The sequence below is a fragment of the Bradyrhizobium sp. LB13.1 genome (assembly GCF_054056815.1).
Genome location: NZ_JBSRYQ010000001.1, coordinates 202,154 through 226,773 on the forward strand (window position 1 = coordinate 202,154; position 24,620 = coordinate 226,773).

Here is a 24,620-nt window from a genome sequence, read left to right on the forward strand (position 1 = left end):
ACCCTGCGCGCGGAATATTGCATTGCCTGCGCAACGTTAACGCCATATTTGTCTGGCGGGGCTGAGCGCGATGGAGATGACATGGCTGCCGAAATTCGTACTTTCACCTGTTTAAACGACAATTTCGGTTATCTGATCCACGATGTGGAAACCAAGGCGACGGCGTCGATCGACGCGCCGGAGGCCGGTCCCATCCTGAAGGCGCTGGAGCGCGAGGGCTGGCAGCTCACCGACATCCTGATCACCCATCATCATGGCGATCATGTCGGCGGGGTGGCCGAGCTCAAGCAGAAATACAATTGCCGCGTCGTCGCGCCGCATGACAAGACGACTAAGATCGCAAACGTCGACTTGCGCGTCGCCAATGCCGAAATCGTCAAGGTCGGCAGCTTGCTGGGGCGCGTGCTGGAGACGCCCGGCCACACGCTCGACCACATCTCCTACGTGTTCGACACCGAGAAGGCGCTGTTCGCCGCCGACACGCTGTTCTCGATCGGCTGCGGCCGCGTGTTCGAGGGAACCTATCCGATGATGTGGGATTCGCTTTTGAAGCTGCGTGCCCTGCCCGACGACTTCAATCTCTATTGCGGCCATGAATACACGGCATCCAACGTCAAGTTCGCGCTGGCCGTCGACCCCGACAATGCGGCGCTGCAGGCGCGCGCGGCGGAGGTGGCGAAGCTGCGGGCCGAGAACAAGCCGACCGTTCCCTCACTGCTTGGTGACGAGAAGCGAGCAAACGTGTTCCTGCGCGCCGACGAACCGTCGGTCGCAGCGAGGCTGCACATGAAAGGCGCGGATGCCGCCGCGGTGTTCGGCGAGCTGCGCGAGCGCAAGAACAAGTCTTGAAGATCAAATCCTGACGGGAATCGATGTCGACCGCAGCCGAGATCATCGCGCACCTCGAACTCCGCCCGCATCCCGAGGGCGGGCATTACCGCGAGACGTTTCGCGACCAGACCACGGACGCCAGCGGCCGGTCGCGTTCGACCCTGATCTACTTCCTGCTCACGCGCGGCGAGCGCTCGCACTGGCATCGCATCGATGCAGTCGAGGTCTGGCACTATTACGCCGGCGGCGCGCTGACGCTGCGGATCGCCCATGACGGCTGCTCCCAGCATGAAGTGCGCCTCGGCACGGACCTTGTGAGCGGTGAGCGGCCGCAGGCGATCGTGCCGGCGAATGCCTGGCAGACGGCCGAGACCACCGGCGAGTGGACGCTGCTCGGCTGCACCGTGGCGCCCGCCTTCGAGTTCGCAAAGTTCGAGCTCGCGCCGAAGGGCTGGGAGCCTTAAGGCACCACCGTTCCGGCTTGCCCCGGCATGACGCTACCGCTTCCGCAGCACCATGTCCTTTGCCGCGATCAGGCCGCCGCTGGCGATCAGGATCGCGGCGACGGCGATATTGGCGCTGGCTTTTGCAAAACCGGCGGCGATGAGGAAGCCGGTCGAGAGCAGCGGCGTCGCGTAGGACGCGGCGCCGAGCACGCGGATGTCGCCGCGCTTCATGCCGATGTCCCAGGCGTAGAAGGCGGCACCGACGGGGCCGATGCCGAGCGCGATCACCGAGAGCCATTGCAGCGTGGTGTCCGGCCATACCGTGGTTTCAAGCAGGCCATGCATCAGCGCGGCAAGCACCGCGGTGGCGAGGCAGAATCCCGCGACCGCATCGGTCGGCACCGCCTTCAATCGGCGCGACAGCACCGAATAGGTCGCCCACACGAAGGCTGCGATGAAGGCCGCAGCCAATCCCGGCAATTGCCCCTGCGCGAAGCCGGAGGTGCTTCCGGCGAACAGCAGCACGGTGCCGGCGAGGCCGAGCACGGCGCCGACGATGTGATGCACGGCAAGCCGCTCGCCCGGCAGCAACGACGAGAACAGCACGATCAGGAGCGGCCACAGATAATTCAGCAGGCCGGCTTCAGCCGGCGGCGCGAAGCGCAGTGCGAGGAAATACAGCGCGTGATAGCCGAACAATCCGCCGACGCCGACGGTCCACACGACCAGTGGCTGACGCAGGCTTTTGGCCGCCTCGCCGCGACCGATCCAGGTGAGCAGACCGACCAGACCGCCGATCGCGAACGTCATCGCGGCCAGCTGGAACGCCGGGATCGTTCCGGTCGCCACCGTCATCACTGACAGCAGCGACCACATCAGGATCGCGGTCAATCCGATCAGCGTCGCAGTGCGGGCGGTCATCAATCGAGGGCTCTGAGGACGCGGATGCCCGGCACGAGGCCGGGCATGGCGTCTTCATTATAGTCTTGTTGCGCCAAACGCCATATCAGGCGTGGTACTGGCCGCCGTTGATGGTCAGCGTCGAGCCGGTGATGAAGCCGGCCTCGTCAGCTGCGAGGAACACCACGGCGCGCGCGATTTCCTCGGGTTCGCCAAGACGATTCACCGGGATCTGCGGGATCACGTTCTTTTCCAGCACGTCCTTGGGCACGGCCTGCACCATTTCGGTGTTGATGTAGCCCGGCGCGATCGCATTGACGGTGATGCCGCCCTTGGCGTTCTCGATCGCAAGCGCCTTGGTGAAGCCGATGTCGCCGGCCTTTGCGGCGGAATAGTTAACCTGGCCGAACTGGCCCTTCTGGCCGTTGATCGACGAGATCGAGATGACGCGGCCGAACTTGCGGGCACGCATGCCTTCGATCACCTGGCGCGTCATGTTGAACAGCGAGCCGAGATTGGTGTTGATCACGGCGTTCCACTGGTCGAGCGTCATCTTGTGGAAGGCGGTGTCACGGGTGATGCCGGCATTGTTGACGAGCACGTCGACGGGACCGAGATCTGCCTCGACCTTCTTCACGCCTTCGGCGCAGGCGTCGAAATTGCTGACATCCCATTTGTAGACGGCGATGCCGGTCTCGGCGTTGAACTTCTCCGCCGCGGCGTCGTTGCCGGCATAGCTCGCCGCAACCTTGTACCCCGCCGCCTTCAACGCCTTGCTGATCGCCGCTCCGATGCCCCGCGTACCACCCGTCACCAATGCAACTCGTGCCATATCGTATTCCTTCCCTTGGACTCTTCCGACGTTTCTGAGTGATCGTTTTTAGTGATGGATTATGCGGCTGGTTGGACGGACATCAAGAACAAAACGCCCGGCGTTGAGCCGGGCGTTTGTATTTAGTCGAGGCTTGCGCGGTTGCGAAGAATATTTGATTTGCAACCGCTGCCTTTTTAATCGCGTGCAATGCACTCAGTCACGTGTGCAGCGCACGCGCAAATTACGCGTCAGTTACGCGTAAGCTATCTTCAGTCGCGCGCCAGACACATCGCGATACCCATGCCGCCGCCGATGCACAGCGTGGCGAGGCCCTTCTTCGAGTCGCGCTTCTGCATTTCGTGCAGCAGCGTCACCAGCACGCGCGCGCCGGAGGCACCGACCGGATGGCCGATCGCGATCGCGCCGCCATTGACGTTGACCTTGGAGGTATCCCAGCCGAGGTCCTTGTTGACGGCACAGGCCTGCGCCGCGAAGGCTTCGTTGGCCTCGATCAGGTCGAGATCTCCGACGTTCCAGCCAGCCTTCTTCAACGCGGCGCGCGAGGCCGGGATCGGGCCAGAGCCCATGATCTTCGGATCGACGCCCGCCTGCGCCCAGGACACGATGCGCGCGAGCGGCGTCTTGCCTTCCTTGGCGGCCTGCTTGGAAGTCATCAGCACCACGACAGCAGCGCCGTCATTGATGCCGGACGCCGAACCCGCGGTAACCGTGCCGTCCTTCTCGAAGGCGGGACGGAGCTTCGCCATCGCATCGACCGTTGCGCCATGGCGCGGATATTCGTCGGCGCTGACGACGACATCGCCCTTGCGTCCCTTGATGGTGACGGGAACGATCTCGTCGTTGAATTTACCGGCCTTCTGCGCGGCTTCGGCCTTCTGCTGCGAGGCGACCGCGAACTCGTCCTGCTGGGCGCGGGTGATCTGCCACTGCCGCGCAACGTTCTCGGCGGTGTTGCCCATGTGATAGCCGTTGAAGGCGTCCCACAGGCCGTCCTTGATCATGGTGTCGATGAACTCGACCGCGCCCATCTTGACGCCGCCGCGCAGGTACTGGGCGTGCGGAGCCATGCTCATGGATTCCTGGCCGCCGGCGACCACGATCTCGGAATCGCCGTTGAGCAGCGCCTGGTAGCCGAGCGCGACCGTGCGCAGGCCCGACCCGCAGAGCTGGTTGACGCCCCAGGCCGGGCTCTCCACGGGAATGCCGGCCATGATCGAAGCCTGGCGGGCCGGGTTCTGGCCCTGAGCAGCGGTCAGGATCTGGCCCATGATGACTTCCGACACCCGACCGGGCTCGATGCCACCGCGCTCAAGCGCGGCCTTGATGGCGATCGCGCCGAGATCATGGGCGGGAAGGGTCGCGAACGCTCCGTTGAAGCTTCCGACCGGGGTGCGGGCGGCGCTGACGATAACGACATCGTCTGACATGGGCATCTCCTGGGGGTTGAATGGGGGCAGACGGGGCTGGGGAAACGGCTCGCCAGTCTCGAACGGCATCCTGTTAACGTCGTTGAGGCAAGTCAATCGGCCGGTGACCGAATTCATGCCGCAGCGCATTCAAAATAGCGTTCTTGGTGCTTTCGCAAGCACGTTTTGGCTGCCCGATTAACCGTGCCGCACAAAACGGTAGCGTGACCCCTTTGAAAATGCTTATTTTGTTGCGTTGCGTACTCTTCCCGCCCTGCGGCATTGCCCGACAGGTTCCCGTTCTCCGCGCTTGCAAGTGAGAGCCCATGGCGAAATCAGACCAACCCACCACCATCAAGAAATACGCGAACCGCCGGCTCTATAATACCGGGACGAGCACTTATGTGACGCTGGAAGACCTCGCCTCCATGGTCAAGGACGGGGAAGATTTCCTGGTCTACGACGCCAAGACCGGCGACGATATCACCCGCTCCGTGCTTGCCCAGATCATCTTCGAGCAGGAGAACAAGGCCGGCCAGAACCTGCTCCCGACCACCTTCCTGCGCCAGCTGATCCGCTTCTACGGCGACAGCATGCAGATGGTGGTGCCGAAATATCTGGAGCAGGCCATCGCTTCGCTGACCCAGGAGCAGGAAAAGTTCCGCAAGCAGATCGCCACGTCGCTCTCCGGAACCCCGTTTGCCCCGCTGGAAGAACAAGTCCGCCGCAACATGGAGTTGTTCCAGCAGACCTTCTCGATGTTCAAGCCTTTCGCGCCCACTCCGGGCCGCCCCGCGGGTTCCGCGGAGCCGGGCCCCGATGCGACCCCCGAGGTGCCAAAGGACAGCAATATCGACGATCTGCGCCAGCAGATGAAGGACATGCAGGAACGCCTCGAGCGGATGTCGAAGAAGGACGAGTAGATCGTTCTTATGCGCCGGCTCCCCGGCAAGCCGGAGGACGCACGATGTCCGACCGAAGCACGCATTGGGACAATGTCTACGCCACCAAGGGCGAAGCCGAGGTCAGCTGGTTTCAGAACACGCCGGCGACTTCGCTTGCGATGATCAGAGCGGCCAATCCGGAGCGCGAGGCCGCCATCCTCGACATTGGGGGCGGCGCATCGCGGCTGGTCGATGCTCTCCTGCGGGACGGATATCGCGACGTCGCCGTGCTGGATATCTCCGCCAATGCGCTTGACGCGGCCAGGAAGCGAATCGGCGCAGCCGCTTCAATGGTCGACTGGATCGTTGCCGACGCCACGACATGGCGCCCGGCGAAGACATACGATCTATGGCACGATCGGGCGGCGTTTCACTTCCTGACCGAGTCCCGCGACAGGACCGCTTACATCGAGCGCCTGCGGTCGGCGGTTGCGCCCGGCGGCCACGTCATCATTGCGACGTTTGCGCTCGGCGGCCCTGAGAAGTGCAGCGGCCTGCCGGTGCAGCGTCATGACAGCGCGAGCCTTGCGGCGGAGCTCGGGCCGGCGTTCGAACTGGTCGAAACGCGCAACGAAGCGCATCAGACGCCATGGAATTCGACGCAGGCGTTTCAGTTCAGCCGGTTTAAGCGACGCAGCCAGCTCCCGCCATTGCCAAGCCTGCCCCGGGCATGACGACGGAAAGTGCGGATCAAGCCGCCAGCTTCACCGCATGGGCAAAGTCCCAATAGAGCTTGCGCGCGCGAGTGTAGAGCGGGCCCGGCTTCAGCTCGCGATCGTCGATGCGGATCACTGGCGCGACTTTCGCGAAATTCCCCGTAGAAAAGATCTCGTCCGCGGCGAGGAAGTCGGCATAGCGCAGCGTCTTCTCGACCACGGTGACGCCGTCGGCACGAAGCAGGCTGATGACGCGCTGGCGCGTGATGCCGTTGAGGAAGGTGCCGTTCGGCACCGGCGTGCAGACCACGCCGTCCCTGGCCATGAACACGTTGGAATTGCCGAACTCCGCGACGTTGCCGAGCATGTCGAGCATCAGCGCGTTCTGGAAGCCGCGCGAGGCGGCTTCGGCCAGCGCGCGCGAATTGTTCGGATAGAGGCAGGCGGCCTTGGCTTCGACCGGGGCGCATTCGGCGGTGGGCCTGCGGAACGGCGACAGCGTGATGGCGTTGCCGACCGGTTTTGGCATCGGCGCCTCGTAGATGCACAGGCACCAATCGGTGGTCTCGGGGTCGAACAGCACGCCGCCGCCCGAGCCGTTCCGCGCCCAGTACATCGGACGGACATAGAGCTCGGCATTCGCCGCGAAGCGCGCGATGCCCTCATTTGCGAGTGTCATCCAGGTGCCGGTATCGACCACCGGCTTCAGGCCGAAATTGATCGCGGATTGATTGGCGCGGGCGACGTGACGGTCGAGATCGGGCGCGACGCCTTCGAACGCACGCGCGCCGTCAAACACGACCGAGCCGAGCCAGGCCGCATGCGTGCGCGGGCCCATGATCGGCACATTGCCGTCATGCCATTTGCCCTCGAAGAAGGTCCAGCTCGGCGAATATTCGATGGGCTTTTTGATCTCGGCCATGACTGACCTCCCCTTGGCGTGGTGCCGTATTATAGCGCCACTATTGGGCGCAATTTCTAAATGATTCCCTGCGCGAAAATGATGAGTTATCCTCTCCCGCAAGGGAAACGGAAGCACCATGCCGCTCGATCCGCTCGCAAAGCGTTTGTTGACCATGATGGCTGCGGCTGCGCCGCAGGCGCGGAGCCGGCCGAGCGTGGAGGCACGGCGCCAGTCATTGGCAAAGCTGATGCAGTTCGCGCGCACTGATGCGCCTGACGTGACGACGTCCGACGGCGTGCTGCCCGGTCCCGGCGGCGCGCTGCCCTACCGCCTCTATTCACCCGCGAGCGCCGGTGATCACGCGCCCGGCTTCGTGTTCTTTCACGGCGGCGGGCTCGTTGCCGGCAGCATTGCCACGCATGACCGCATCGCGGCGGCGCTGGCGCATGCGACAGACTGCCGTCTCGTCTCGGTCGATTACCGGCTGGCGCCCGAGCACAAATTTCCTGCCGCCGTGGACGACGCGATCGCCGCGACCGAATGGGTGGCGCGCGAGGCCTCATCGCTCGGCATCGACGCCGAGCGGCTGGTGCTCGGCGGCGATTCCGCCGGTGCAACGCTCGCTGCGATCGTATGCCAGGAGGCGGCGCAGACCGCAGGCCTCAGCATCGTCGCGCAGTGCCTGATCTGTCCGGTGCTGGATTTCGAAGAGGCCTCACCTTCTCGCGAGGAATTCGCCGAAGGTCATTTGATCGATCGCGCCACCATCGAAGCCGACCTCGCCGACTATCTGCCCGAGGGCTTGGATGCCGCCGATCCCCGCATCTCGCCCCTGCGCATGACACGGCTCGCGGGTCTGCCGACCGCGATCATCCACACCGCCGAGTTCGACCCGATGCGCGACGAGGGCAATGCCTATGCGCGCAAGCTGCTCGCCGCGGGCGTCGCCGTCGAGCACGTCTGCCACGACGGCATGGTTCACAATTTCCACGCCATGGGCGCAATTTTGCCGCAGGCACAGCTCGTGCTGTCGCAGATCGGCGAGCAGGTCAGGCGGGCGGTAGGGAAGTGAGAGCGTGAATCAGGCGCGTGCGTCGAGCACCGCCCTGGCTGCCACGACATATTCGGGCCAACGCGCGTCCGCATAAATTTCGGCCTGCCGTGCGCAGGTGAGGTCGGGTGCATGTGCGGCTGCGATCGTACGCGCGAAGCGCTCTTCGGCGACCGTCACGTCACCAGGTTCGGCCGACGGTACGGTGGCGGCCACGGCATTCGGAGCGACGGCGAGGCCAGCCAGACCAGTGAGCAGGATGCGGCGTGACGTGTTCATGGCTGTCGTCCTTCATTGTCCGGGCTGCACTCTGGCGGGTGAGTGTGTCAGTGCGATCACGACAGCGTAACCGCACACATCCGTACAGTCCATCGCTTGCGGATAGCACTTGACCGCATGAACGATCACGTTCCATCTAGTGAACAGTTCCGCCATCACGGCAGACGCGTCGGATTGTCACGTGTCGCATCGCAGCCAATCGTCTCGCTCGGCGTTGCGCGCTTTCGCAATGGCACTGCTCTGCTTGATGATGCCAGCCCGCGCCTTCGCCGCCGATAGTGACGACGACGCTGTCGCGAAGCCGGCGGTTCCGAACATCTATCTCGATTTGCGCACGACCTACGCGACGATCCCCGCGGGCACGCTCGGGCTCGGCTTCGGCAACACATCATTGTCGGCGGCATTCGAAGCGCTGGCGGCGCGCAGAGGCGATGCGCTGCCGAACGGATTGCCGGCCGCGAAGTCGATCGCCGTCGATTTCCCGATGACCGTCGACGTCAACGATCGCGTGTCGCTCTATGGCGGGGTGTCCGGCTCCGCGACGAATTTCGGCGATGGCTGGTCGTCGTTCGACATCACGAGCTGGAACATCGGCCTGCAAGCCGATCTCTACCAGCAGAACGGCGGAAAGATCCCGACGATCACGCTGCAATCCACCCTGACGCAGTCGGTGCCGAACGACCCCGGCATGACAACGTCATTCAACAACATCCTGGAGTTCGACTACGCGCTGGACGAGGACGAGACACGCGGATGGCTTGCCGGGGTGCAATACACCTACACCGACATTGCCAGTCCGGTCGTCCGCATCCGGCCGAACACGATCCTCTATGCCGGCGGCTACTACCAATGGCCGAGCAATTGGAAATTCACGGGACGCCTGGGCGTGCAGTCGTTCGGCGGGGCGCAGGTCGCGGGCCGGACGCTGGCGGAGCCCTTCACTCAGCCTATTCTGCGCCTCGATCTCGACCGCATGGACGACAACGACAACCGCCTGTTTGGCATCACCGCGCAGATCGCCTGGCTGCCGAAGCCGTCCTACCAGGTGACGTTGCGCACACCGCTCTACGCGGTGCGCAACTAGCCGCCTCGGTGGCGCGTCGTCTACTCCGGCACCGGCACGTCGAAGGTGTTGAGCGTGACCGAGACCATGCAATAGACGCCGACGAGATAGGACAGCTCGGCCGCGCCGTGCTCGCCGAACTCCTTCACCGCAGCCCGCCAGGTCAGTTCCGGCAGCACGCCGCCGCTGACCAAGGCGGACGCCACGTCGTAGGCGACGGCCTCCTGCTTGCTGAGATCGACCGGCCGCTGTCCGGCGACGATGGTCGCGAGCTTCTCGTCGGAAAGGCCGCGCTGCTCGGCGACCAGGACATGCGCATAGAGCTCGTAGCCGGAGCGGAAATGCGATCCGGTGACGAGGATCGCGACCTCGCGCACCGGCGCCGGCAGCAGCGGATTCGCCGCGATCGCCTTGACCAGGTCCCACACCGGCTTGCCGAAGCGCGGCTCGCGGATCCAGGGATTCCACGGCCCGAGCAGCGCGCCGTCGTCGCGCATGTTCACAAAGCCCTTGAAGTGGTCCTTGATGCCCGCTCGCATGTCGTCATAGAGCGGCTTCTGTTCGGCACTCAGGTCTTTCGGATCGAGAATGGGAAGGCGCACGGCGGGATCTCCTCGTTGAGAAGTGCTGACACTCACCTACGTTGTTGCGGGGCGCAAGTGAAGTTGCCGTGACGGCCGTGCGATTTTGCAAGTGGTGTAGAGACACCAGCACAACCATGCTATGTCCCGCTACCTCTCATTGGCGAGGCATAGGATCTCGAGAAACGAGGATGGAAAGAGATCGCAAAAACCGATGCATGGCACGAAGGCGGGAGCTATCTGCTCCACTGTACACGTCTAGCTGGGCCGCGCGCGGCCCACAGCAGGCGTTGCCCGTAATTGATGGCTCAAAATTCCAGCGGCGCGTTGTCGACGACTTCCTTCATCACGAAGAAAGTGCGGGTCTGGCGCACGCCGGGCAGCGCGATGAGTTGCTCGCCATGGATGCGGTTGAAGTCCTCCATGTCGCCGACGCGAATCTTGAGGAAATAGTCGAAGTCGCCGGCGACGAGGTGGCAGTCGAGCACGAATTTCAGCCTGGTGATCGCCTGCTCGAAGATCGCAAAGCTCTCCGGCGTCGAACGGTCGAGCACGACGCCGACCATCACCAGCGTGCCCTTCGCCACCTTCTTCGGCGCGACCATGGCGCGGACGGCGGCGATGAAGCCGTGCTCGAACAGGCGCTGGGTGCGGCGATGGCAGGTGGCGGGGCTGATGGCGACGGTTTCCGCCAGCTCGGCGTTGCTGAGCCGGCCGTTATTTTGCAGCAATCGCAACATCTTAAGGTCGATGCGATCGAGGCGAGTGGACATGAAAGAAACTTCCGCCGGTAACGCCAATCTCGAAAGGAATAGTACCCTTTGACGCCGGTTGTGCAAGATAGCGTACGGTACAGGCGCAATATTTGAAAGCACCTTTTCGCAGTGCGATGGTAGCCGATTTCCAGACACCAACGCCAATCGGGATGACCTGACGATGCTCGAAAAATTCGCGCGCTATCCGCTGACCTTCGGTCCGACCCCCATCGAGAAGCTGGAGCGGCTGTCAAAGCATCTCGGCGGCAATGTCGAGGTCTATGCCAAGCGCGAGGACTGCAATTCCGGCCTCGCCTATGGCGGCAACAAGCTGCGCAAGCTCGAATACATCATCCCCGACGCGATCGCCTCCAACGCCGACACGCTGGTGTCGATCGGCGGCGTGCAGTCCAACCACACCCGCATGGTCGCGGCGGTCGCCGCCAAGATCGGCATGAAGTGCCGCCTGGTGCAGGAAGCCTGGGTGCCGCATGAGGACGCCGTCTATGACCGCGTCGGCAACATCATGCTCTCGCGCATCATGGGCGCCGACGTGCGCCTGGTCGACGACGGCTTCGACATCGGCATCCGCAAGAGCTGGGAAGAGGCGATCGACGAGGTGAAGGCGGCGGGCGGCAAGCCCTACGCGATTCCCGCCGGCGCCTCCGTGCACAAGTTTGGCGGCCTCGGCTATGTCGGCTTCGCCGAAGAAGTGCGCAAGCAGGAAGCCGAGCTCGGCTTCAAGTTCGACTACATCGTGGTCTGCACCGTCACTGGCTCGACCCATGCCGGCATGCTGGTCGGCTTCGCCGCCGATGGCCGCGCGCGAAAAGTGATCGGCATCGACGCCTCCTTCACCCCGGCGCAGACCAAGGCGCAGGTGCTCTCGATCGCGCAGAACACGGCCAGGCTCGTCGAGCTCGGCAAGGATCTCGTCGCAGACGACGTCGTGCTGATCGAGGATTACGCTTATCCCGCCTATGGCGTGCCGTCGGAAGAGACCAAGGAGGCGATCCGTCTCAGCGCGCGTCTCGAAGCCATGATCACCGACCCCGTCTACGAGGGAAAGTCGATGCAGGGCCTGATCGACCTTACGCAGAAGGGCTATTTCGAGAAGGGCGCGAAGATCCTCTACGCCCATCTCGGCGGCGCGCCGGCGCTGAACGGCTATGGGTATGCGTTCCGGAACGGCTAAGGTAGGCCGCACCAGATGAGATGAGTTCGTAGCCTGGATGGGGCGAAGCGCATCCGGGTCAACACGGCTACCGCGTCCTGACAATCTGCAGCAGCTCGTCGCCGTAATGCTCGAGCTTCTTGTCGCCGATGCCGGGCACATTGCGCAACTCGTCCAGCGTGGTCGGCCATGCGCGGACGATGCCGTCGATGGTGGCGTCGTGCAGCACGACATAGGCCGGCACGCCGCGCTCGCGGGCAATGTCCGAGCGCCACGCGCGCAACCGCGCGCGCAATTCAGGATCTACATCGCCCTGCGACGCGTCGGCCGCCGGCGCCAGATCACCGCGGCGGGATTTCGTGCGGCTGCCACGGCTGCGGGTGGCGGGCGCCTCCTCGCGCAGCCACACCTCGGTCTCGCCGCGCAACACGCCGCGTGACTGTTCAGTCAGCTTGAGCGCCCCAAAAGCCTCGCTGTCGCTCTGCAAGTGCCCCATCGCCACGAGCTGCCGTAGCACCGTGCGCCACTGCTTCTCGTTGAGCTCGCGTCCGATGCCGAACACCGTAAGCTTGTCGTGGCCGAACTGCGTCACCTTCTCGGTGAGGCGTCCGATCAGCACGTCGATCAGGTGCATCGCGCCGAAACGCTGGCCAGTGCGATAGGCGCAGGACAGGAGCTTTTGCGCCAGCACCTTGCCGTCGCGCATTTTCGGCGGCGTCAGGCAATTGTCGCAATTGCCGCAGCTATCGCCCATCACGATCTCGCCGAAATAGGCGAGCAGCCGCCGGCGCCGGCAGTGCGCTGTTTCGGCGAGGCCGACCAGCGCATCAAGCTTGCCGATCGAGACCCGCTTGAAGTCGTCGGAACCGCTCGACTCGTCGATCATGCGGCGCTGCTGCACGATGTCGGAGAGGCCATAAGCCATCCAGGCGGCCGACGGCTTGCCGTCGCGGCCGGCGCGGCCTGTCTCCTGGTAATAGGATTCGATGCTCTTGGGCAGGTCGAGATGGGCGACGAAGCGCACGTCGGGCTTGTCGATGCCCATGCCGAAGGCGACGGTCGCGACGATGACGATGCCGTCCTCGTTGAGAAAGCGATCCTGGTTGCGCGAGCGCACGCTGCTGTCGAGACCGGCGTGATAGGGCAGCGCCGCAATGCCGGCGTCCGCGAGCGCAGCCGCGACCTCCTCGACCCGTTTGCGGGACAGGCAATAGACGACGCCCGCGTCGCCCGCATGACGCTCCCGGATGAATTCCTTGAGCTGCGACACCGCGTTGCGCTTGTCGACGATCTCGTAGCGGATGTTGGGACGATCGAAGCTGGAGACGAATTGCGGACTGTCCGCAAGCTTGAGCCGCTCGACGATCTCCCTGCGCGTCAACTCGTCGGCAGTCGCGGTCAGCGCGATGCGCGGCACGTCGGGAAAGCGCTCGGCGATGATCGAGAGGCCGACATATTCGGGGCGGAAGTCGTGACCCCATTGCGAGACGCAATGCGCCTCGTCGATCGCGAACAGCGCCACCTTCGCCCGCGCCAGCAGCGACAGGCAGCGCGGCGTCACCAGCCGTTCCGGCGCGACATAGAGCAGGTCGAGATCGCCCGCGATCAGGCGCCGCTCGATGTCGGAGGCTTCCTGCGGGGTCAGCGACGAGTTCAGCGCGGCTGCGTTGACGCCGGCTTCGAGCATGGCGGCGACCTGGTCGCGCATCAGCGCGATCAAGGGCGACACCACGATACCGCAGCCTTCACGCAGCAGCGCCGGCAATTGATAGCACAGCGACTTGCCGCCGCCGGTCGGCATCAGCACCAGGCAATTTCCGCCGTCAGTGACGTGCCGAATGATCTCGCCCTGCGCGCCACGGAACCCGGGCAGGCCGAACACCGAATGCAGCACCGACAGCGCATCGCGGCCCTGGGCCGGCGCAGGCAGCTGAGCGGTGGAAGGAGAGGACATGGGCGTGTTGAGACGTTGAGATTTCGGTCAACGCCAGTCGCATGCCGCCGGGGTCATGACAAGACTATTTCGCGCGGCATCGCAACTTCGTCCCCTCTCCAAAGGGGAGAGAAGGAAGAAGAAGCTACGCCCCGATCCTTCGCAGCGCTTCCGCGACCGTCACGATCGGCATGTCGCGCTTCCCGGCCGCCTGCAACGCATGGCGCATCAGGTGCGGCGTGCAGCCATACGGGCTCGGCGCGTTGGCGACGTCATGACCGTAGAAGATCAGCCATCCGCCGCTCTCGACCGCCTCGTCGAAATAGCGATCGACACCCGCAATATCGATCTCGCAATCGACCAGGGGCGAGGCGCGCAGGAACTGGAGATCGATGACGTCGCGATTGACGCCGGGAAGGATGCCGCGCGCCGAGCGGAAGGTTTTGGCGAGCTGCGGTTTGCGCCAGACCGAGGCAATACCATAGGGGTAAGCGAAATTTTCCAGCGTGATCGAGGAATCGATATCGCGAAAATGGCCGCGGTTCCGGTCGATCTCGCGGGCCATGGCCGCCTCGTCGAGATTGACCGCACTCTGGTGCGAGAAGGTGTGGCAGGCGATCTCGTGCCCGGCCCGGTGAAGCCGCACCACGGCGTCGTTTGACAGGCCGTGCCAATGGTCCGAGGGACGATCGACCAGGCTGCCGGCGAGATAGAACGTGCCGCGGCCGCCATGCTGTTCCAGAAGCTCGGCGCCCTCGCCTGCGGCGCTATCGGGGGCATCGTCGAAGGTGAAGCTCACCATGGGCGCATGCGCGGGCAGGCGGTGCGGCGCGGCACGGAAATGCCGGGCCAGCCGATTGCTCACGCGTCCCTGGAGTGCCGACCACACGAATCGCTTTCCCTGTTTGTGCCGCCCCGTCACTGAAGCATTCGTTCGCTGCTTGAGGCAAGCTTCACACTTGGTTAGTCCTAACGTCGAACCCGTTGTCCAGACCTAACCCACGAGCACCGACGCGTCGGCCTCCGCGCCGAGATATTGCAGCCAGTTCCGAAACAATGCCGCCGCGGCGCTACCGGCGTCGATATCGGCACGCAAATTCAGCGCAGGCAGGTCGTTGCCGAGCGCGGGGTGGCGCTGGTGTCTTGCCCGCTTCTCGAAGCGGCCAAGCTTCTCCTCGGTCGCAGCGTCAAAATAGCTCGCGGGCAGATCCGGATAATTGTCGCGCTCGCGCGCGAGATAACGGCCGATGTCGCGCAGATATTCGCGCTGAAGCGACAGCGCGTCATATTCAGGGTGGCCCTGGAAGAACACGAAGCGGCTGGCATATTGCCGGACGAAGACATCGACGCCGGCCTTTGCCGAACGGGTCAGCACCTGGTAGCCGGCCTGCGCGAGGTCGCCCTCGAGGATCTCGTTGACACGCGAATGCGAAACCTTGAGCGGCGCAGGCGCGGCGCGCGTCAGCGGATCGCTGGTCACGGCTTTGCAGTCGAAAATGCCGTGACATTTGGCCGGAAGCCGCCGCCGTTCGATACGATCGAGATGCAGCACCGCCGCATGCGCGGCGAGGCACGACCAGATCGTCGAGCGCGTGTTGACCTTGGCCCAGTCGATCAGCTCGGTGAGATCGCGCCAGTACGGCTCCTGGTCGAGCTCGGGCGCAACCGGCTCGGCCCCGGTCACGATCAACCCGTCGAACTTGTGGCGCCTCAGCTCGGTGAGTTCCGAATATTCGCTCTCGACGTGCCACTTCGCTTCCGGCGAGCGCTTCACCGAGGGCAGCGAGAAGCAATGGAAGCGGATGCGGCGCGGGCCCGCGGCGGCCTGCAGCAGCTTCATGAACTGCCGCTCGGTCGCCTTCAGCGCCGGATCCGGCATGTTATTGATCAGGCCGATGGTGAGCTCGGCGCCGTGGCGCTCGCGCGCAAGATCGCCCTCTCCCGGCACCAGCGCCGGGCTCGATATGCCTTGACCCCTGTCGATCAAGATCGTCATCGGTGCCGCCGCCTACTCCGCGGCCTGGAGGCGCGCGGACGGGCAGGCCTTTTCCAGCGCCTGGTCGATGTCCTCGATGATATCGGCGGAATGCTCGATACCGATCGAGAGACGAATCGTTTCCGGCAAAACGCCGGCGACCCGCTGCTGCTCCGCCGACATCTGCCGGTGCGTGGTCGATGCCGGATGGCAGGCCAGCGACTTGGCATCGCCGATATTGACCAGGCGCGTGATCAGCTTCAGCGCATCGTAGAAGGACTTTCCTGCTTCCATGCCGCCCTTGATGCCAAAGGTGAACAGCGAGGACGCGTTGCCGTCGAGATATTTCTGCACCAGCGGATAATAGGGACTGTCCGGGAAACCAGTGTAGTTGACCCAGGCGACGCGCGGGTCCTTACGCAGGAATTCGGCGACCTTGCGGGCATTCTCGCAGTGGCGCTCCATGCGCAGCGCCACGGTCTCGATGCCCTGGATCAGCAGGAAGGCGTTGAACGGCGACAGCACCGAACCCATGGTGCGTTGATAGATGCTCCGCGCGCGCTCGATATAGGCAGTGCGGCCGAAGCGCTCGGCATAGACGAGGCCGTGGTACGAGGCGTCCGGCTTGTTGTAACCGGGGAAGCGGTCCGCGTACCTGGCCCAGGGGAAGTTGCCGGAATCGACGATGGCGCCGCCGAGCGTGGTGCCGTGGCCGCCCAGGAATTTGGTCAGCGAATGCACGGCGATGTCGGCGCCGTAATCGAACGGCTTGAGCAGGATTGGGGTTGCAACCGTATTGTCGACGATCAGCGGCACACCGTGCGCGTGAGCGATCTTTGCCAGCGCCTCGATATCGCAGACATTGCCGGCGGGATTGCCGATGGTTTCGGCGAACACGGCGCGGGTGTTCTCGTCGATCAGCTTTTCGACCGCCTCAGGCTTGTCGCTCTCGGCAAAGCGGCCGGTGATGCCCTGCCGCGGCAGGATGTGCGAGAGCAGCGTATGCGTGGTGCCGTAGAGCTGCGGCATGGAAACGATGTTGCCGCCGTGATCGGCGACGTTGACGAAGGCGAAATGCAGCGCCGCCTGCCCGGTCGCGACCGCAAGCGCGCCGACGCCGCCCTCGAGCTCGGCGATACGCTTTTCCAGCACCGCGCTGGTCGGATTGGCGATGCGGCTGTAGCGATAGCCTTCGGCCTCGAGATTGAAGAGCGCCGCGCCGTGATCGGCGCTGTCGAAGGCGTAAGCCGCGGTCTGGTAGATCGGCACGGCAACCGCGTGCGTGGTGGCTTCGGGCTCGTAGCCGGCGTGAATAGCGATCGTCTCGTTGCGCATCGTGCCACCTCCGCGTGGAGCGGGCCGCACTTATTGGCCTGTATTGAGGCATGTGCGTTGTCCGCCGTCCCTCTGTTAGAGGCGGGTGGTAAAGCGGACAATAATTCGTCTAGAGATCGAGGAAGTAACCCTAACGATTGTTGGGGAATTGGCTAAAATTCGAGTCAAATTGGATTAATGAGTTTTTGCGCTGCTGGCTGAGCGGTTTCCTTCTCCCCTTTTGCAAGGGGAGAAGGTGAGGCCTTCGCTGTCTATCAATCCATCTGTTCCCACAGCCGATGGGCGAGCACGCCGGCCCGCTTCTCGATCGCGGCCGCCGCATCGAGCGCGAGGTCCTCGCGATAGCGCCCGGCGATGAGCTGCACGCCGATCGGCTTGCCATCGTGCAGCGTCACCGGCACCACGGCGCCCGGCAAACCCAGCACGTTGATCGCGGAGATGAAGCGGATCTCGCCCCAGAAGATCTCGCGCACGCGTTCGGCACTGACGGTGTCTTCACGCGGGCCCGGCGTCGGCTTCACCGTGGTCGGCGCCAGCACGACCGGATATTCCTCGAAGAACAGCTGCCAGGCGCGGATGTGGCCGTTGCGCGCGGCAGTCGCCTGCATCCAGGCCTTGAGGTCGAGCACATTGGCCTTGGCCTTCATGCCGCCCCACGCCTTGTGGAAGTCTTCAGACGTCACCTTCAGCATGCCGGCCTCCTGCAACACCATCGTCTCATTGGTGATGATGTCGCACCAGGTCTGCCAGACGCCGTCGATGTCGGGCACATCGACCTCGCTGACCCGATAGCCGGAACGCTCCAGATGATCGGCGGCCTGACGCAACGCCGTGCGCACGGACGGATCGACGTCCATGTCTTCAGGAATCTTGGCGAGCGCGACCTTGATCGGCCCCTTCGGCTTCGGTCCCACCAGCGGCGCCGGCACCCACCAGGGATCGCGCGGATCGCGCTGGCTCATCACTTCCAGCGCGAGCCTGATGTCGGCGACGTGGCGGGCGAGCGGCCCCTGCGCCGACATCAGATGCGCCAGCATCGGCCGCTCGGCGGTTGCGCTTGCGTTGAACGCCGGAATACGCCCCTGCGTCGGCTTGATGGTCGCAACGCCGTTGCAATGCGCCGGCCAGCGCAGCGAGCCGCCGATGTCGTTGCCGTGCGCGATAGTGCCGATGCCGGCGGCGACCGCCGAACCCGCGCCGCCCGAGGAGCCACCGCAGGTGATATCAGGATCCCAGGGATTGAGCGTCAGCCCGTGCAAGGGATTGTCGGTGAAGCCGCGGAAAGAGAATTCCGGGGTGTTGGTGAGGCCGATAACGACCGCGCCGGCCTTCTTCAGGTTGCACACCACGGGCGAATCCGACGGCGCAACGAGATCCTTGTTCGTCGGCACGCCGTTGAAGTTCGGACGGCCTTCGTAATCGACATTCTCTTTGATCGTGATCGGTACGCCGTGCAGGAGGCCGAGTTCGCCGCCCTTCGCGCGCTGCTTGTCGGCCGCATGCGCCGCAGCCAGCGCCTCCTCCGAGAGATCGACGACGACGGCGTTCAGCCTCGGATTGACGGCACGCATCCGCTCGAGATGCGCCTCGACGGTCTCGACCGCGGAGATGGCGCCGGAGCGGATTGCGGCTGCGGTCTCGACCGCCGACCATTGCCAGGCCGGGCCCCTGGGACGGCGCGGTGCGGACGATTTGCGCGGAGTGGCCTTCTTGACCGGCTTCGTTGCAGCCTTCGCAAACACGCTTTTGCGAACGGTGCTCGTCTTGCCGGAGGTCTTTGCTGCTTTCTTCGCAGCACTTTTCTTCCTGGTCGCCGTTTTCTTCGCCACGTCGCATCTCCTCAAATTGAGCCGCGGAAGTTATGGAGGTCACGCGCCCGTGTACAGGCGCGTTTCTGCATGGGCGCCGTCGCGGCCGAAGGCGCGCGAGATACGCTCATGAACCTTTAGGTGTTTTCCCATGACCCATGTATTGGTTGAACAACGGAACGCACTACCGCCAAGATTGCCGCGTCGCGACCGGGTTTTTGACGACCCTATTTGGACAGCGACCAATGGGAGCATTTGCCTGCAGCCGCATACCATCGCCATGTCGGCAACGATCGCCGATGGAAGGGTGTCGCGGACCGGATGGCGCCTCGCGCTCGACGAACGGGGCATGCGACGTCTTGCCGTCCGAGAATTCCTCTAGCGTCAAGACGAAATCGAAATGGGAACGCCACGGAGTGAATTCGCGGTCGAACCTCTCATAGGACGCAACGAGCGATCTCTTGACGCCGAACACAGAGTCGGAATTGAGGTACTGGGCATGGAGGACACCAAGCGCAGCGGCACAGCTTGCGCTCCTTGTCGCAGAACTTTTCGAAGGTGCTGGAGCGATGGTAAGGATCGGATACGCCGCAAAGGTTCATCACTTCTCGCCAGCCTACAGATCAAGAACCAGGCGATCGCCTTTGCAGCCGCCACAGCATACCATCATCGATTTATTCGCGGCCTTTTCTTCGGCGCTCAACACAGAATCCCGGTGGTCCGGCTCGCCGGCGAGGACCTGCGTTTCGCATGAACCGCAAACGCCCTGCTCGCACGACACCGGCACCTCGACACCGACCCGGCGGAGCGCATCGACGATGCGCTCGCCCGGCTCGACCCTGACGATGCGGCCGCTGCCGGCGAGTTCGACGTCAAAGCCACCGCTCCGCGCCGCTTCGTGCCTGGCCGAGAAATATTCGAGATGCACGCATTCCTTCGGTCGAACAGCGAAAATCCGTTCGAATGCTTGCATCATCGGCTTCGGCCCGCAGCAATAGAAATGCGTGTCCACCGGCGCACTGGTCTCGATGCTTGCGAGATCGAGTACCGAGCCGGCCTCTTCGTCGATGTGGAGATGAACATTCGGATCACCCGACAATTCATCGAGAAACGCAACTTCGGATTCGGCGCGAGCCGCGAAGTAGAGTCGATGCGTCAAGCCGAGCTGCGCGGCGCGGCGCTTCATGCTGATGATGGGCGTGACGCCGATCCCGCCTGCGATGAACACGCTGTTCCGCGCGATTTCGACCAGCGGAAAGTTGTTGCGCGGTCCTGATATCCGGATGTCGTCGCCGACTCGCAGCTTCTCGAAAATGAAGGCTGAGCCGCCCAGGCCCGCGTGCTCGCGTTTTACGCCGATCTGAATTCTGCCCGCACCGCCCTTGCCGAGTACAACCGAATATTGCCGAGTCAAGCCGTTGGGCAGGTGCACGTCGATGTGCGCGCCCGGCGACGCCTCGGGCAGGGGCGAGCCATTGGCCGATCGCAATGTGACCAGCCATATGTCCTTCGCGACTTCGACGATTCCGGCGACGGTAACCGCGAGATGGTTGAGCGGCTCGGCCAGTGAAATCGGCTGATCGCGCTTGGCTTCCCGGTCCTCGCCTGTCATGACCTCGACATGCATGGTCTTGAGACCGCGCAGCGCGTTGTTGATGCCCCATTGCTCGTCACGGATGACGAAACGGGTGACGCGCTTCGCCAGCGCCTGCAACAGGCATGTGATTTCGAGACGAGCAAGATGCATCCCGACGCAGATATGCGGGCCGAACCCGAAGCCGATATGGTCCCGTGTGTCGCGACGCACATCGAATATCTCGGGGCTTTTCCAGGCACGTTCATCCCGGTTCGCAGAGGCATAAAGCAGCAACATCCGCGTGCCCGCTGGCAACTCGACACCGTCGAACTCTGCATCCCGCGTGAGCACGCGGGTGAAGCCGCGCACGGGCGACTCCCATCGAATGCCTTCATTGATCGCGCCCGATATGAGGCTCCAGTCGCGTCGCACCAAGTCCCATTGATCCGGAAATCTTGCGAACGCGCGCACGATGTTCCCCGTGGCAAAGATGGTGGTGTCGAGGCTCGGGCTAATATAATCACGCATCATGGCCGGACATTTGTCGCGCGGAATATCACCACGTTCCGCCGCCCTCCAGATCGCGGCGGCCCAGCCATCGGGGCGCAGCGATCCGATCGTCGCCGGGTTCCTGCAATAGGCGTGCAGCTCTTCGATCTTCGGCATGGCCGCCTGCGCACGTCCATTCATGGGTCCGAGCGCATCGAAGGTCGCGCCCGCCCATTTCAGCATGTTGCCGCGGCCTTCCTCAGGCAGACCGACAAGGCGCGAGACGATCGTGACCGGTAGATATTGCGCCAGTTCGCTCATGACCTCGAATTCGCCCAGCCGGACGAGACGCTCGACAACGGCCTCAGCCTCGTCCTTCACCGATGGTGATATTTTGCGCAGCGCGGGAACTGTGAGCGGCTCGCGGATAATCGAGCGCATGCGCGTGTGATCAGGAGGATCGCTTGTGATGGTGTTACCGAGGCCGGCGGTATTAAGTACATCGTTGGCAGCGACGCCCTTGGCGCTCGAAAACAGTTCGTGATTCAGCAGTGCAGCCTTCACATCGGCATGGCGACTCATGGCCCACAGATTGTGCTTAGGCAGATACACGACCGAACCGAGTTCGCGGATGGCTCGATAGTGATCGTGAGGATCGAGGATCACCTCGTCGGAGTAGAGGTCAACATCGTAAGATGACGAGTGGAGCGCACCGGGCGCATTCATATCGCGCTCTCCGTCCACGGATCGACTGCGAAGTTCTCCAGATTGGCGCTAAGAGCGCATTCGAGCTCTGCAAACGACACGTCCCGGACGGATCCGGCGCCAGCGAGTTTTAGCGCATGTGCAGCCGCCTGCCCCATCGCGAAGCATGGACCCATCACGCGCACCGAGGCAAGGGCTGCCGTGTCTCCATCGATGCAGCGCCCGGCTGCGACGAGATTGTCGGCGTCGCGATGGATCATGCTGGAAAGCGGCACATAGTGCATGTGGTCTGGATCTTCAAACTCTTCCCAATAGACGCGCTCGGCGGAGTTGTGGGCCTCGACGGGCCAGGTGCAGCGAGCCACCGCGTCCTTCGGTCGCCGGCCGCCGCGCACTTCATCAAGGGTGAGATGATGATCGGCCACGTACCAGCGTGTCTGACGAATGCCTGGCTGCCCGTAGGATCGGATGCGGGCGTTGGCCATAACTTCAGGGTACTCCGATTTGAAGAATTCCATCAGCACATCGGCTTGGTCCTTGCCCGCCAAAGCCGCATCGGCGGCGGCGATCGGTTCTGTGGGATTGGGGATGTGCGTCATGTTGACGGTTGCGATATCACGGCCGGGGTATTTGAAAATGAACCCGTCCCTGCGGGGCAAACCGAATTCGCTACCGCGGCGCTGCAAGGCTTCCTCGACCTTGAACCCGTCGATCAGGTCGGCTTTGTCAACGTCGAAGCCTTCTATGATGAACATCTGAGTTCCCCATTGTGCTTCGTCGGGTTCGCGCACCGGAAGTCCCGCGTGCCATGCGACGGTGGAATCTCCGGAAGCATCGATGAATCCGTGAGCGGAGATTTTGAGGTCGCCCCAGCGGGTCGCCACATCAAGCGTCGTGACCCGACGGTCCACCATAGAGGCGTTGCGGACCACGCCTCCGAGAACGAGTTCCACCCCGGCGTCGCGAAGCGCACGTTCGGTCCAGCGCCCCGTCAACGCTTCATCATATTGCAGCACCAGCGTATTCAGAGCGCGACGCGCATGAATAGCATTGCGCTGCCAAAGGTCCTTCAGCAGGTCGTCGACAGGACCGAATGTGAGCCGGCGTGGCCGCGGTCCATTGTCGTAGAGCCCGCAGATCGTTCCAAGCAATGTCCCGACCAACTGCCCGCCGACATTTGGCATCGCTTCAACAAGGACGGTCTTGAGACCGAGTCTTGCGGCTGTCAGTGCCGCCATCGAACCTGCAGCACCGCTGCCGACGACGCAAATGTCTGCTTGCAGTCTTGTGGCTCCAGACGCCTTGGAAACGATATGAGTTGCAGAGTTCATCGCCATTTCAGCAGCGCCTTTTCGAGCCGGCCGAGCAGCCAGGAAATCACCAGCCCTGTCGCCGAGAGCAGGAGAACGCCCGCCACGAGCCGATCCGTCTGCATGAGATTTCCGGCGAGCAGGATCAGCGCGCCGATGCCATATTCGGCGCCGATCATTTCGGCAGACACCAGGAGGATCAGCGCGATCGCCGCAGTGATCCGAAACCCGGCAAGGACGCCGGGAAGCGAGCCAGGCAGGATGATCTTGAACACTGTGGAGCGCCAGGAAAGTCCGAAGCTTTGTCCCATGCGGATCAGGCCGCGCGGAACATTGTCCACCGCGCTGAATGTGCTGATCACGGTCGGCGAGAAGACGCCGAGGACGATAACGGCGGTCTTGGAACTCTCTCCGATGCCGAGCCATACGATCAGCAACGGCAGGATGGCGATCATTGGAATGGGATAAAGCCCGGAGACGATGGGCAGCGCGCCGGCCCGGGCGATCGAGAAAACACCCATAGCGCAGCCGACGATCAGTCCCATGATCGTGCCGATGAGCCATCCGCTCGCCACGCGCGAGAGCGAAGCGGACACCTGGCTCGTGAAATCGTCGGCGGCCGCCATCTTGAGGAGTGCGCTTCCGACCTGAACCGGGCTGGGGAGGACCAACGGTGAAAGATATCCGGACGCTGCCGCCAGCTGCCAGATCGCCATAAGGCCGATGATCGCCGCCCAGCCGATCCAGGCATTCGGCCGAGGGTCGAATCCGCCACCACGGAATCTGACGACCGCTTCCGGGCCTTCATCCTTAGAACCCGTGGAGTTGCGCTGGGACGCGTCCTGCACCAGTTTGAGTGCGCTAGACATCGGCAACCTCGCGATCCGCCATCACGGCTTCTGCCTTGATCAGCGACCAGAGTTCATTGTGCAGTCTCGCCATTTCGGCCGCGGATTCCGGAAGCACACGCTGGTCGCGCGGGATGCCGACTGGGACGATCTTCTTGAGCCGGCCGGGCCTCCGCGAAAGCACGACGACCTTGTCTCCGACCCTCAGCGCCTCATCGAGGTTGTGTGTCACCCAGATGCCGGTGGCGGATTCGCGCCGGAAAATCTCGAGCAAGTCCTCGATCAGAAGGTCACGTGTCTGGGCGTCTAGCGCGGACAGGGGTTCGTCCAACAGCAACACCGCCGGGGTGACGGCAATCGCGCGCGCAATGCCGACACGTTGCTTCATGCCGCCCGATAGTTGCCTGGGCAAGGCCTCCGCGAAGTCCGAAAGCCCGCACATCGCTAGCGCGCGGCCGACGCGCGAGGCGAGTTCGCCTGCCGGAAGCTTGTGCTCTTCGAGCGCAAGGGCCACGTTTCCCCTGACCGTGCGCCAGGGCAACAAAGCGAAATCCTGGAACACGTAGGTCAGCGGATTGAGCGAACCCGCGGGAGGCGCCCCGCGCAGCCTGACTTCGCCGGATGAAGGCGCGATCAGCCCTCCGATGATGCCTAAAAGGGTCGATTTCCCGCAGCCCGAGGGACCAATCAGGCAGACCACCTCCCCGCTTTTGACATCAAAGCTGACGTTCTGAAGGGCATTGGTGCCGCCATACCAATGCGAGATCGCAGCAACCGACAGATCCATGGCTCGCTTCCTCTCTCGACTTCCTCAGG

Annotated in this window: 23 protein-coding genes and 1 pseudogene; 7 read left to right on the forward strand and 17 right to left on the reverse strand. The window is 63.6% G+C overall.

Features of this window, described 5'->3' with window-relative positions:
• Positions 1-81 precede the first annotated feature (81 nt).
• Positions 82-849, forward strand: a complete 768-nt coding sequence (gene gloB, locus ACVWYI_RS00970; protein ID WP_247344954.1) for a hydroxyacylglutathione hydrolase — start codon at positions 82-84, stop codon at positions 847-849.
• A 23-nt stretch (positions 850-872) separates the two neighbouring features.
• Entirely contained in the window at positions 873-1,295 is a 423-nt protein-coding gene (locus ACVWYI_RS00975) for a cupin domain-containing protein (protein WP_456660964.1), read from the forward strand.
• A gap of 33 nt (positions 1,296-1,328) precedes the next feature.
• On the opposite strand, the gene yddG is transcribed toward ACVWYI_RS00975, so the two are convergent.
• The 3 genes from yddG to ACVWYI_RS00990 all read right to left on the reverse strand — a co-directional run bounded on the left by yddG (position 1,329) and on the right by ACVWYI_RS00990 (position 4,439).
• A complete protein-coding gene (gene yddG, locus ACVWYI_RS00980) occupies positions 1,329-2,198 on the reverse strand; it encodes an aromatic amino acid exporter YddG (protein ID WP_456660965.1) in 870 nt (289 codons plus the stop codon).
• A gap of 85 nt (positions 2,199-2,283) precedes the next feature.
• Entirely contained in the window at positions 2,284-3,009 is a 726-nt protein-coding gene (gene phbB / locus ACVWYI_RS00985; RefSeq protein WP_456660966.1) for an acetoacetyl-CoA reductase, read from the reverse strand.
• 251 nt (positions 3,010-3,260) lie between these two features.
• Positions 3,261-4,439: an acetyl-CoA C-acetyltransferase gene (locus ACVWYI_RS00990; RefSeq protein WP_247444636.1), complete on the reverse strand. Its 1,179-nt coding sequence runs from the start codon at positions 4,437-4,439 to the stop codon at positions 3,261-3,263.
• A gap of 305 nt (positions 4,440-4,744) precedes the next feature.
• Between ACVWYI_RS00990 and phaR the strand changes: the two genes are divergently transcribed.
• Both phaR and ACVWYI_RS01000 read left to right on the forward strand, forming a co-directional pair.
• The gene (gene phaR / locus ACVWYI_RS00995) at positions 4,745-5,341 is read left to right on the forward strand and encodes a polyhydroxyalkanoate synthesis repressor PhaR (RefSeq protein ID WP_247344971.1); all 597 of its coding nucleotides are present in this window, start codon (positions 4,745-4,747) and stop codon (positions 5,339-5,341) included.
• 44 nt (positions 5,342-5,385) lie between these two features.
• On the forward strand, positions 5,386-6,036 hold the full coding sequence (locus tag ACVWYI_RS01000) for a class I SAM-dependent methyltransferase (RefSeq protein WP_456660967.1): 651 nt from the start codon (positions 5,386-5,388) through the stop codon (positions 6,034-6,036).
• Between the two features lie 16 nt (positions 6,037-6,052).
• Here ACVWYI_RS01000 and ACVWYI_RS01005 read toward each other — a convergent pair whose 3' ends face one another.
• Positions 6,053-6,940, reverse strand: a complete 888-nt coding sequence (locus ACVWYI_RS01005; protein WP_456660968.1) for a branched-chain amino acid aminotransferase — start codon at positions 6,938-6,940, stop codon at positions 6,053-6,055.
• Between the two features lie 118 nt (positions 6,941-7,058).
• Between ACVWYI_RS01005 and ACVWYI_RS01010 the strand changes: the two genes are divergently transcribed.
• Positions 7,059-7,994: an alpha/beta hydrolase gene (locus tag ACVWYI_RS01010; protein ID WP_456660969.1), complete on the forward strand. Its 936-nt coding sequence runs from the start codon at positions 7,059-7,061 to the stop codon at positions 7,992-7,994.
• Between the two features lie 9 nt (positions 7,995-8,003).
• On the opposite strand, the gene ACVWYI_RS01015 is transcribed toward ACVWYI_RS01010, so the two are convergent.
• Positions 8,004-8,252 (reverse strand): hypothetical protein, encoded by a 249-nt coding sequence (locus ACVWYI_RS01015; protein WP_247444631.1) that lies wholly within the window; start codon positions 8,250-8,252, stop codon positions 8,004-8,006.
• A gap of 214 nt (positions 8,253-8,466) precedes the next feature.
• Between ACVWYI_RS01015 and ACVWYI_RS01020 the strand changes: the two genes are divergently transcribed.
• Entirely contained in the window at positions 8,467-9,336 is an 870-nt protein-coding gene (locus ACVWYI_RS01020) for a hypothetical protein (protein ID WP_456649720.1), read from the forward strand.
• Positions 9,337-9,356: 20 nt separating this feature from the next.
• Here the strand turns inward: ACVWYI_RS01020 and ACVWYI_RS01025 are convergent, their stop codons facing one another.
• Positions 9,357-9,917 carry a carboxymuconolactone decarboxylase family protein gene (locus ACVWYI_RS01025; RefSeq protein WP_456660970.1) on the reverse strand — a complete coding sequence of 187 codons (561 nt, stop codon included), beginning with the start codon at positions 9,915-9,917 and terminating at the stop codon, positions 9,357-9,359.
• 287 nt (positions 9,918-10,204) lie between these two features.
• The gene (locus tag ACVWYI_RS01030; protein ID WP_211399875.1) at positions 10,205-10,669 is read right to left on the reverse strand and encodes an Lrp/AsnC family transcriptional regulator; all 465 of its coding nucleotides are present in this window, start codon (positions 10,667-10,669) and stop codon (positions 10,205-10,207) included.
• A gap of 163 nt (positions 10,670-10,832) precedes the next feature.
• Here ACVWYI_RS01030 and ACVWYI_RS01035 point away from each other — a divergent pair, with 163 nt between their 5' ends.
• Entirely contained in the window at positions 10,833-11,846 is a 1,014-nt protein-coding gene (locus tag ACVWYI_RS01035; protein ID WP_456660971.1) for a 1-aminocyclopropane-1-carboxylate deaminase, read from the forward strand.
• Positions 11,847-11,913: 67 nt separating this feature from the next.
• Here the strand turns inward: ACVWYI_RS01035 and recQ are convergent, their stop codons facing one another.
• From recQ to ACVWYI_RS01085, 10 genes and pseudogenes are all read right to left on the reverse strand, one after another.
• Positions 11,914-13,779, reverse strand: a complete 1,866-nt coding sequence (gene recQ, locus ACVWYI_RS01040) for a DNA helicase RecQ (protein ID WP_456660972.1) — start codon at positions 13,777-13,779, stop codon at positions 11,914-11,916.
• Between the two features lie 124 nt (positions 13,780-13,903).
• Complete coding sequence (locus ACVWYI_RS01045) at positions 13,904-14,647, reverse strand: polysaccharide deacetylase family protein (RefSeq protein ID WP_456660973.1); 744 nt, start codon at positions 14,645-14,647, stop codon at positions 13,904-13,906.
• A 105-nt stretch (positions 14,648-14,752) separates the two neighbouring features.
• On the reverse strand, positions 14,753-15,754 hold the full coding sequence (metA, locus tag ACVWYI_RS01050; RefSeq protein ID WP_456660974.1) for a homoserine O-succinyltransferase MetA: 1,002 nt from the start codon (positions 15,752-15,754) through the stop codon (positions 14,753-14,755).
• A gap of 12 nt (positions 15,755-15,766) precedes the next feature.
• Positions 15,767-17,068 (reverse strand): O-acetylhomoserine aminocarboxypropyltransferase/cysteine synthase family protein, encoded by a 1,302-nt coding sequence (locus ACVWYI_RS01055; protein WP_456647751.1) that lies wholly within the window; start codon positions 17,066-17,068, stop codon positions 15,767-15,769.
• A 254-nt stretch (positions 17,069-17,322) separates the two neighbouring features.
• Entirely contained in the window at positions 17,323-18,897 is a 1,575-nt protein-coding gene (locus ACVWYI_RS01060) for an amidase family protein (protein WP_456660975.1), read from the reverse strand.
• A 361-nt stretch (positions 18,898-19,258) separates the two neighbouring features.
• Positions 19,259-19,369, reverse strand: a pseudogene (locus ACVWYI_RS01065) (6-chlorohydroxyquinol-1,2-dioxygenase); the annotation flags it as partial.
• A gap of 123 nt (positions 19,370-19,492) precedes the next feature.
• Positions 19,493-21,667: a cytochrome P450 gene (locus tag ACVWYI_RS01070; protein ID WP_456660976.1), complete on the reverse strand. Its 2,175-nt coding sequence runs from the start codon at positions 21,665-21,667 to the stop codon at positions 19,493-19,495.
• Positions 21,664-22,983, reverse strand: coding sequence for an FAD-dependent oxidoreductase (locus ACVWYI_RS01075; RefSeq protein ID WP_456660977.1), 1,320 nt, complete (start codon positions 22,981-22,983; stop codon positions 21,664-21,666). Before ACVWYI_RS01075 ends, ACVWYI_RS01070 begins: the two co-directional genes overlap by 4 nt.
• Positions 22,974-23,825, reverse strand: coding sequence for an ABC transporter permease (locus tag ACVWYI_RS01080; protein ID WP_456660978.1), 852 nt, complete (start codon positions 23,823-23,825; stop codon positions 22,974-22,976). The genes ACVWYI_RS01075 and ACVWYI_RS01080 overlap by 10 nt, the downstream gene beginning before the upstream one ends.
• Positions 23,818-24,591: an ABC transporter ATP-binding protein gene (locus ACVWYI_RS01085; protein ID WP_456660979.1), complete on the reverse strand. Its 774-nt coding sequence runs from the start codon at positions 24,589-24,591 to the stop codon at positions 23,818-23,820. Before ACVWYI_RS01085 ends, ACVWYI_RS01080 begins: the two co-directional genes overlap by 8 nt.
• Positions 24,592-24,620 lie beyond the last annotated feature (29 nt).

Coding starts and splice junctions, on each gene's coding strand:
- gloB (WP_247344954.1), top strand. CDS start 82: ATGGCTGCCGAAATTCGTACTTTCACCTGTTTAAACGACAATTTCGGT.
- ACVWYI_RS00975 (WP_456660964.1), top strand. CDS start 873: ATGTCGACCGCAGCCGAGATCATCGCGCACCTCGAACTCCGCCCGCAT.
- yddG (WP_456660965.1), bottom strand. CDS start 2,198: ATGACCGCCCGCACTGCGACGCTGATCGGATTGACCGCGATCCTGATG.
- phbB (WP_456660966.1), bottom strand. CDS start 3,009: ATGGCACGAGTTGCATTGGTGACGGGTGGTACGCGGGGCATCGGAGCG.
- ACVWYI_RS00990 (WP_247444636.1), bottom strand. CDS start 4,439: ATGTCAGACGATGTCGTTATCGTCAGCGCCGCCCGCACCCCGGTCGGA.
- phaR (WP_247344971.1), top strand. CDS start 4,745: ATGGCGAAATCAGACCAACCCACCACCATCAAGAAATACGCGAACCGC.
- ACVWYI_RS01000 (WP_456660967.1), top strand. CDS start 5,386: ATGTCCGACCGAAGCACGCATTGGGACAATGTCTACGCCACCAAGGGC.
- ACVWYI_RS01005 (WP_456660968.1), bottom strand. CDS start 6,940: ATGGCCGAGATCAAAAAGCCCATCGAATATTCGCCGAGCTGGACCTTC.
- ACVWYI_RS01010 (WP_456660969.1), top strand. CDS start 7,059: ATGCCGCTCGATCCGCTCGCAAAGCGTTTGTTGACCATGATGGCTGCG.
- ACVWYI_RS01015 (WP_247444631.1), bottom strand. CDS start 8,252: ATGAACACGTCACGCCGCATCCTGCTCACTGGTCTGGCTGGCCTCGCC.
- ACVWYI_RS01030 (WP_211399875.1), bottom strand. CDS start 10,669: ATGTCCACTCGCCTCGATCGCATCGACCTTAAGATGTTGCGATTGCTG.
- ACVWYI_RS01035 (WP_456660971.1), top strand. CDS start 10,833: ATGCTCGAAAAATTCGCGCGCTATCCGCTGACCTTCGGTCCGACCCCC.
- recQ (WP_456660972.1), bottom strand. CDS start 13,779: ATGTCCTCTCCTTCCACCGCTCAGCTGCCTGCGCCGGCCCAGGGCCGC.
- metA (WP_456660974.1), bottom strand. CDS start 15,754: ATGACGATCTTGATCGACAGGGGTCAAGGCATATCGAGCCCGGCGCTG.
- ACVWYI_RS01055 (WP_456647751.1), bottom strand. CDS start 17,068: ATGCGCAACGAGACGATCGCTATTCACGCCGGCTACGAGCCCGAAGCC.
- ACVWYI_RS01070 (WP_456660976.1), bottom strand. CDS start 21,667: ATGAATGCGCCCGGTGCGCTCCACTCGTCATCTTACGATGTTGACCTC.
- ACVWYI_RS01075 (WP_456660977.1), bottom strand. CDS start 22,983: ATGGCGATGAACTCTGCAACTCATATCGTTTCCAAGGCGTCTGGAGCC.
- ACVWYI_RS01080 (WP_456660978.1), bottom strand. CDS start 23,825: ATGTCTAGCGCACTCAAACTGGTGCAGGACGCGTCCCAGCGCAACTCC.
- ACVWYI_RS01085 (WP_456660979.1), bottom strand. CDS start 24,591: ATGGATCTGTCGGTTGCTGCGATCTCGCATTGGTATGGCGGCACCAAT.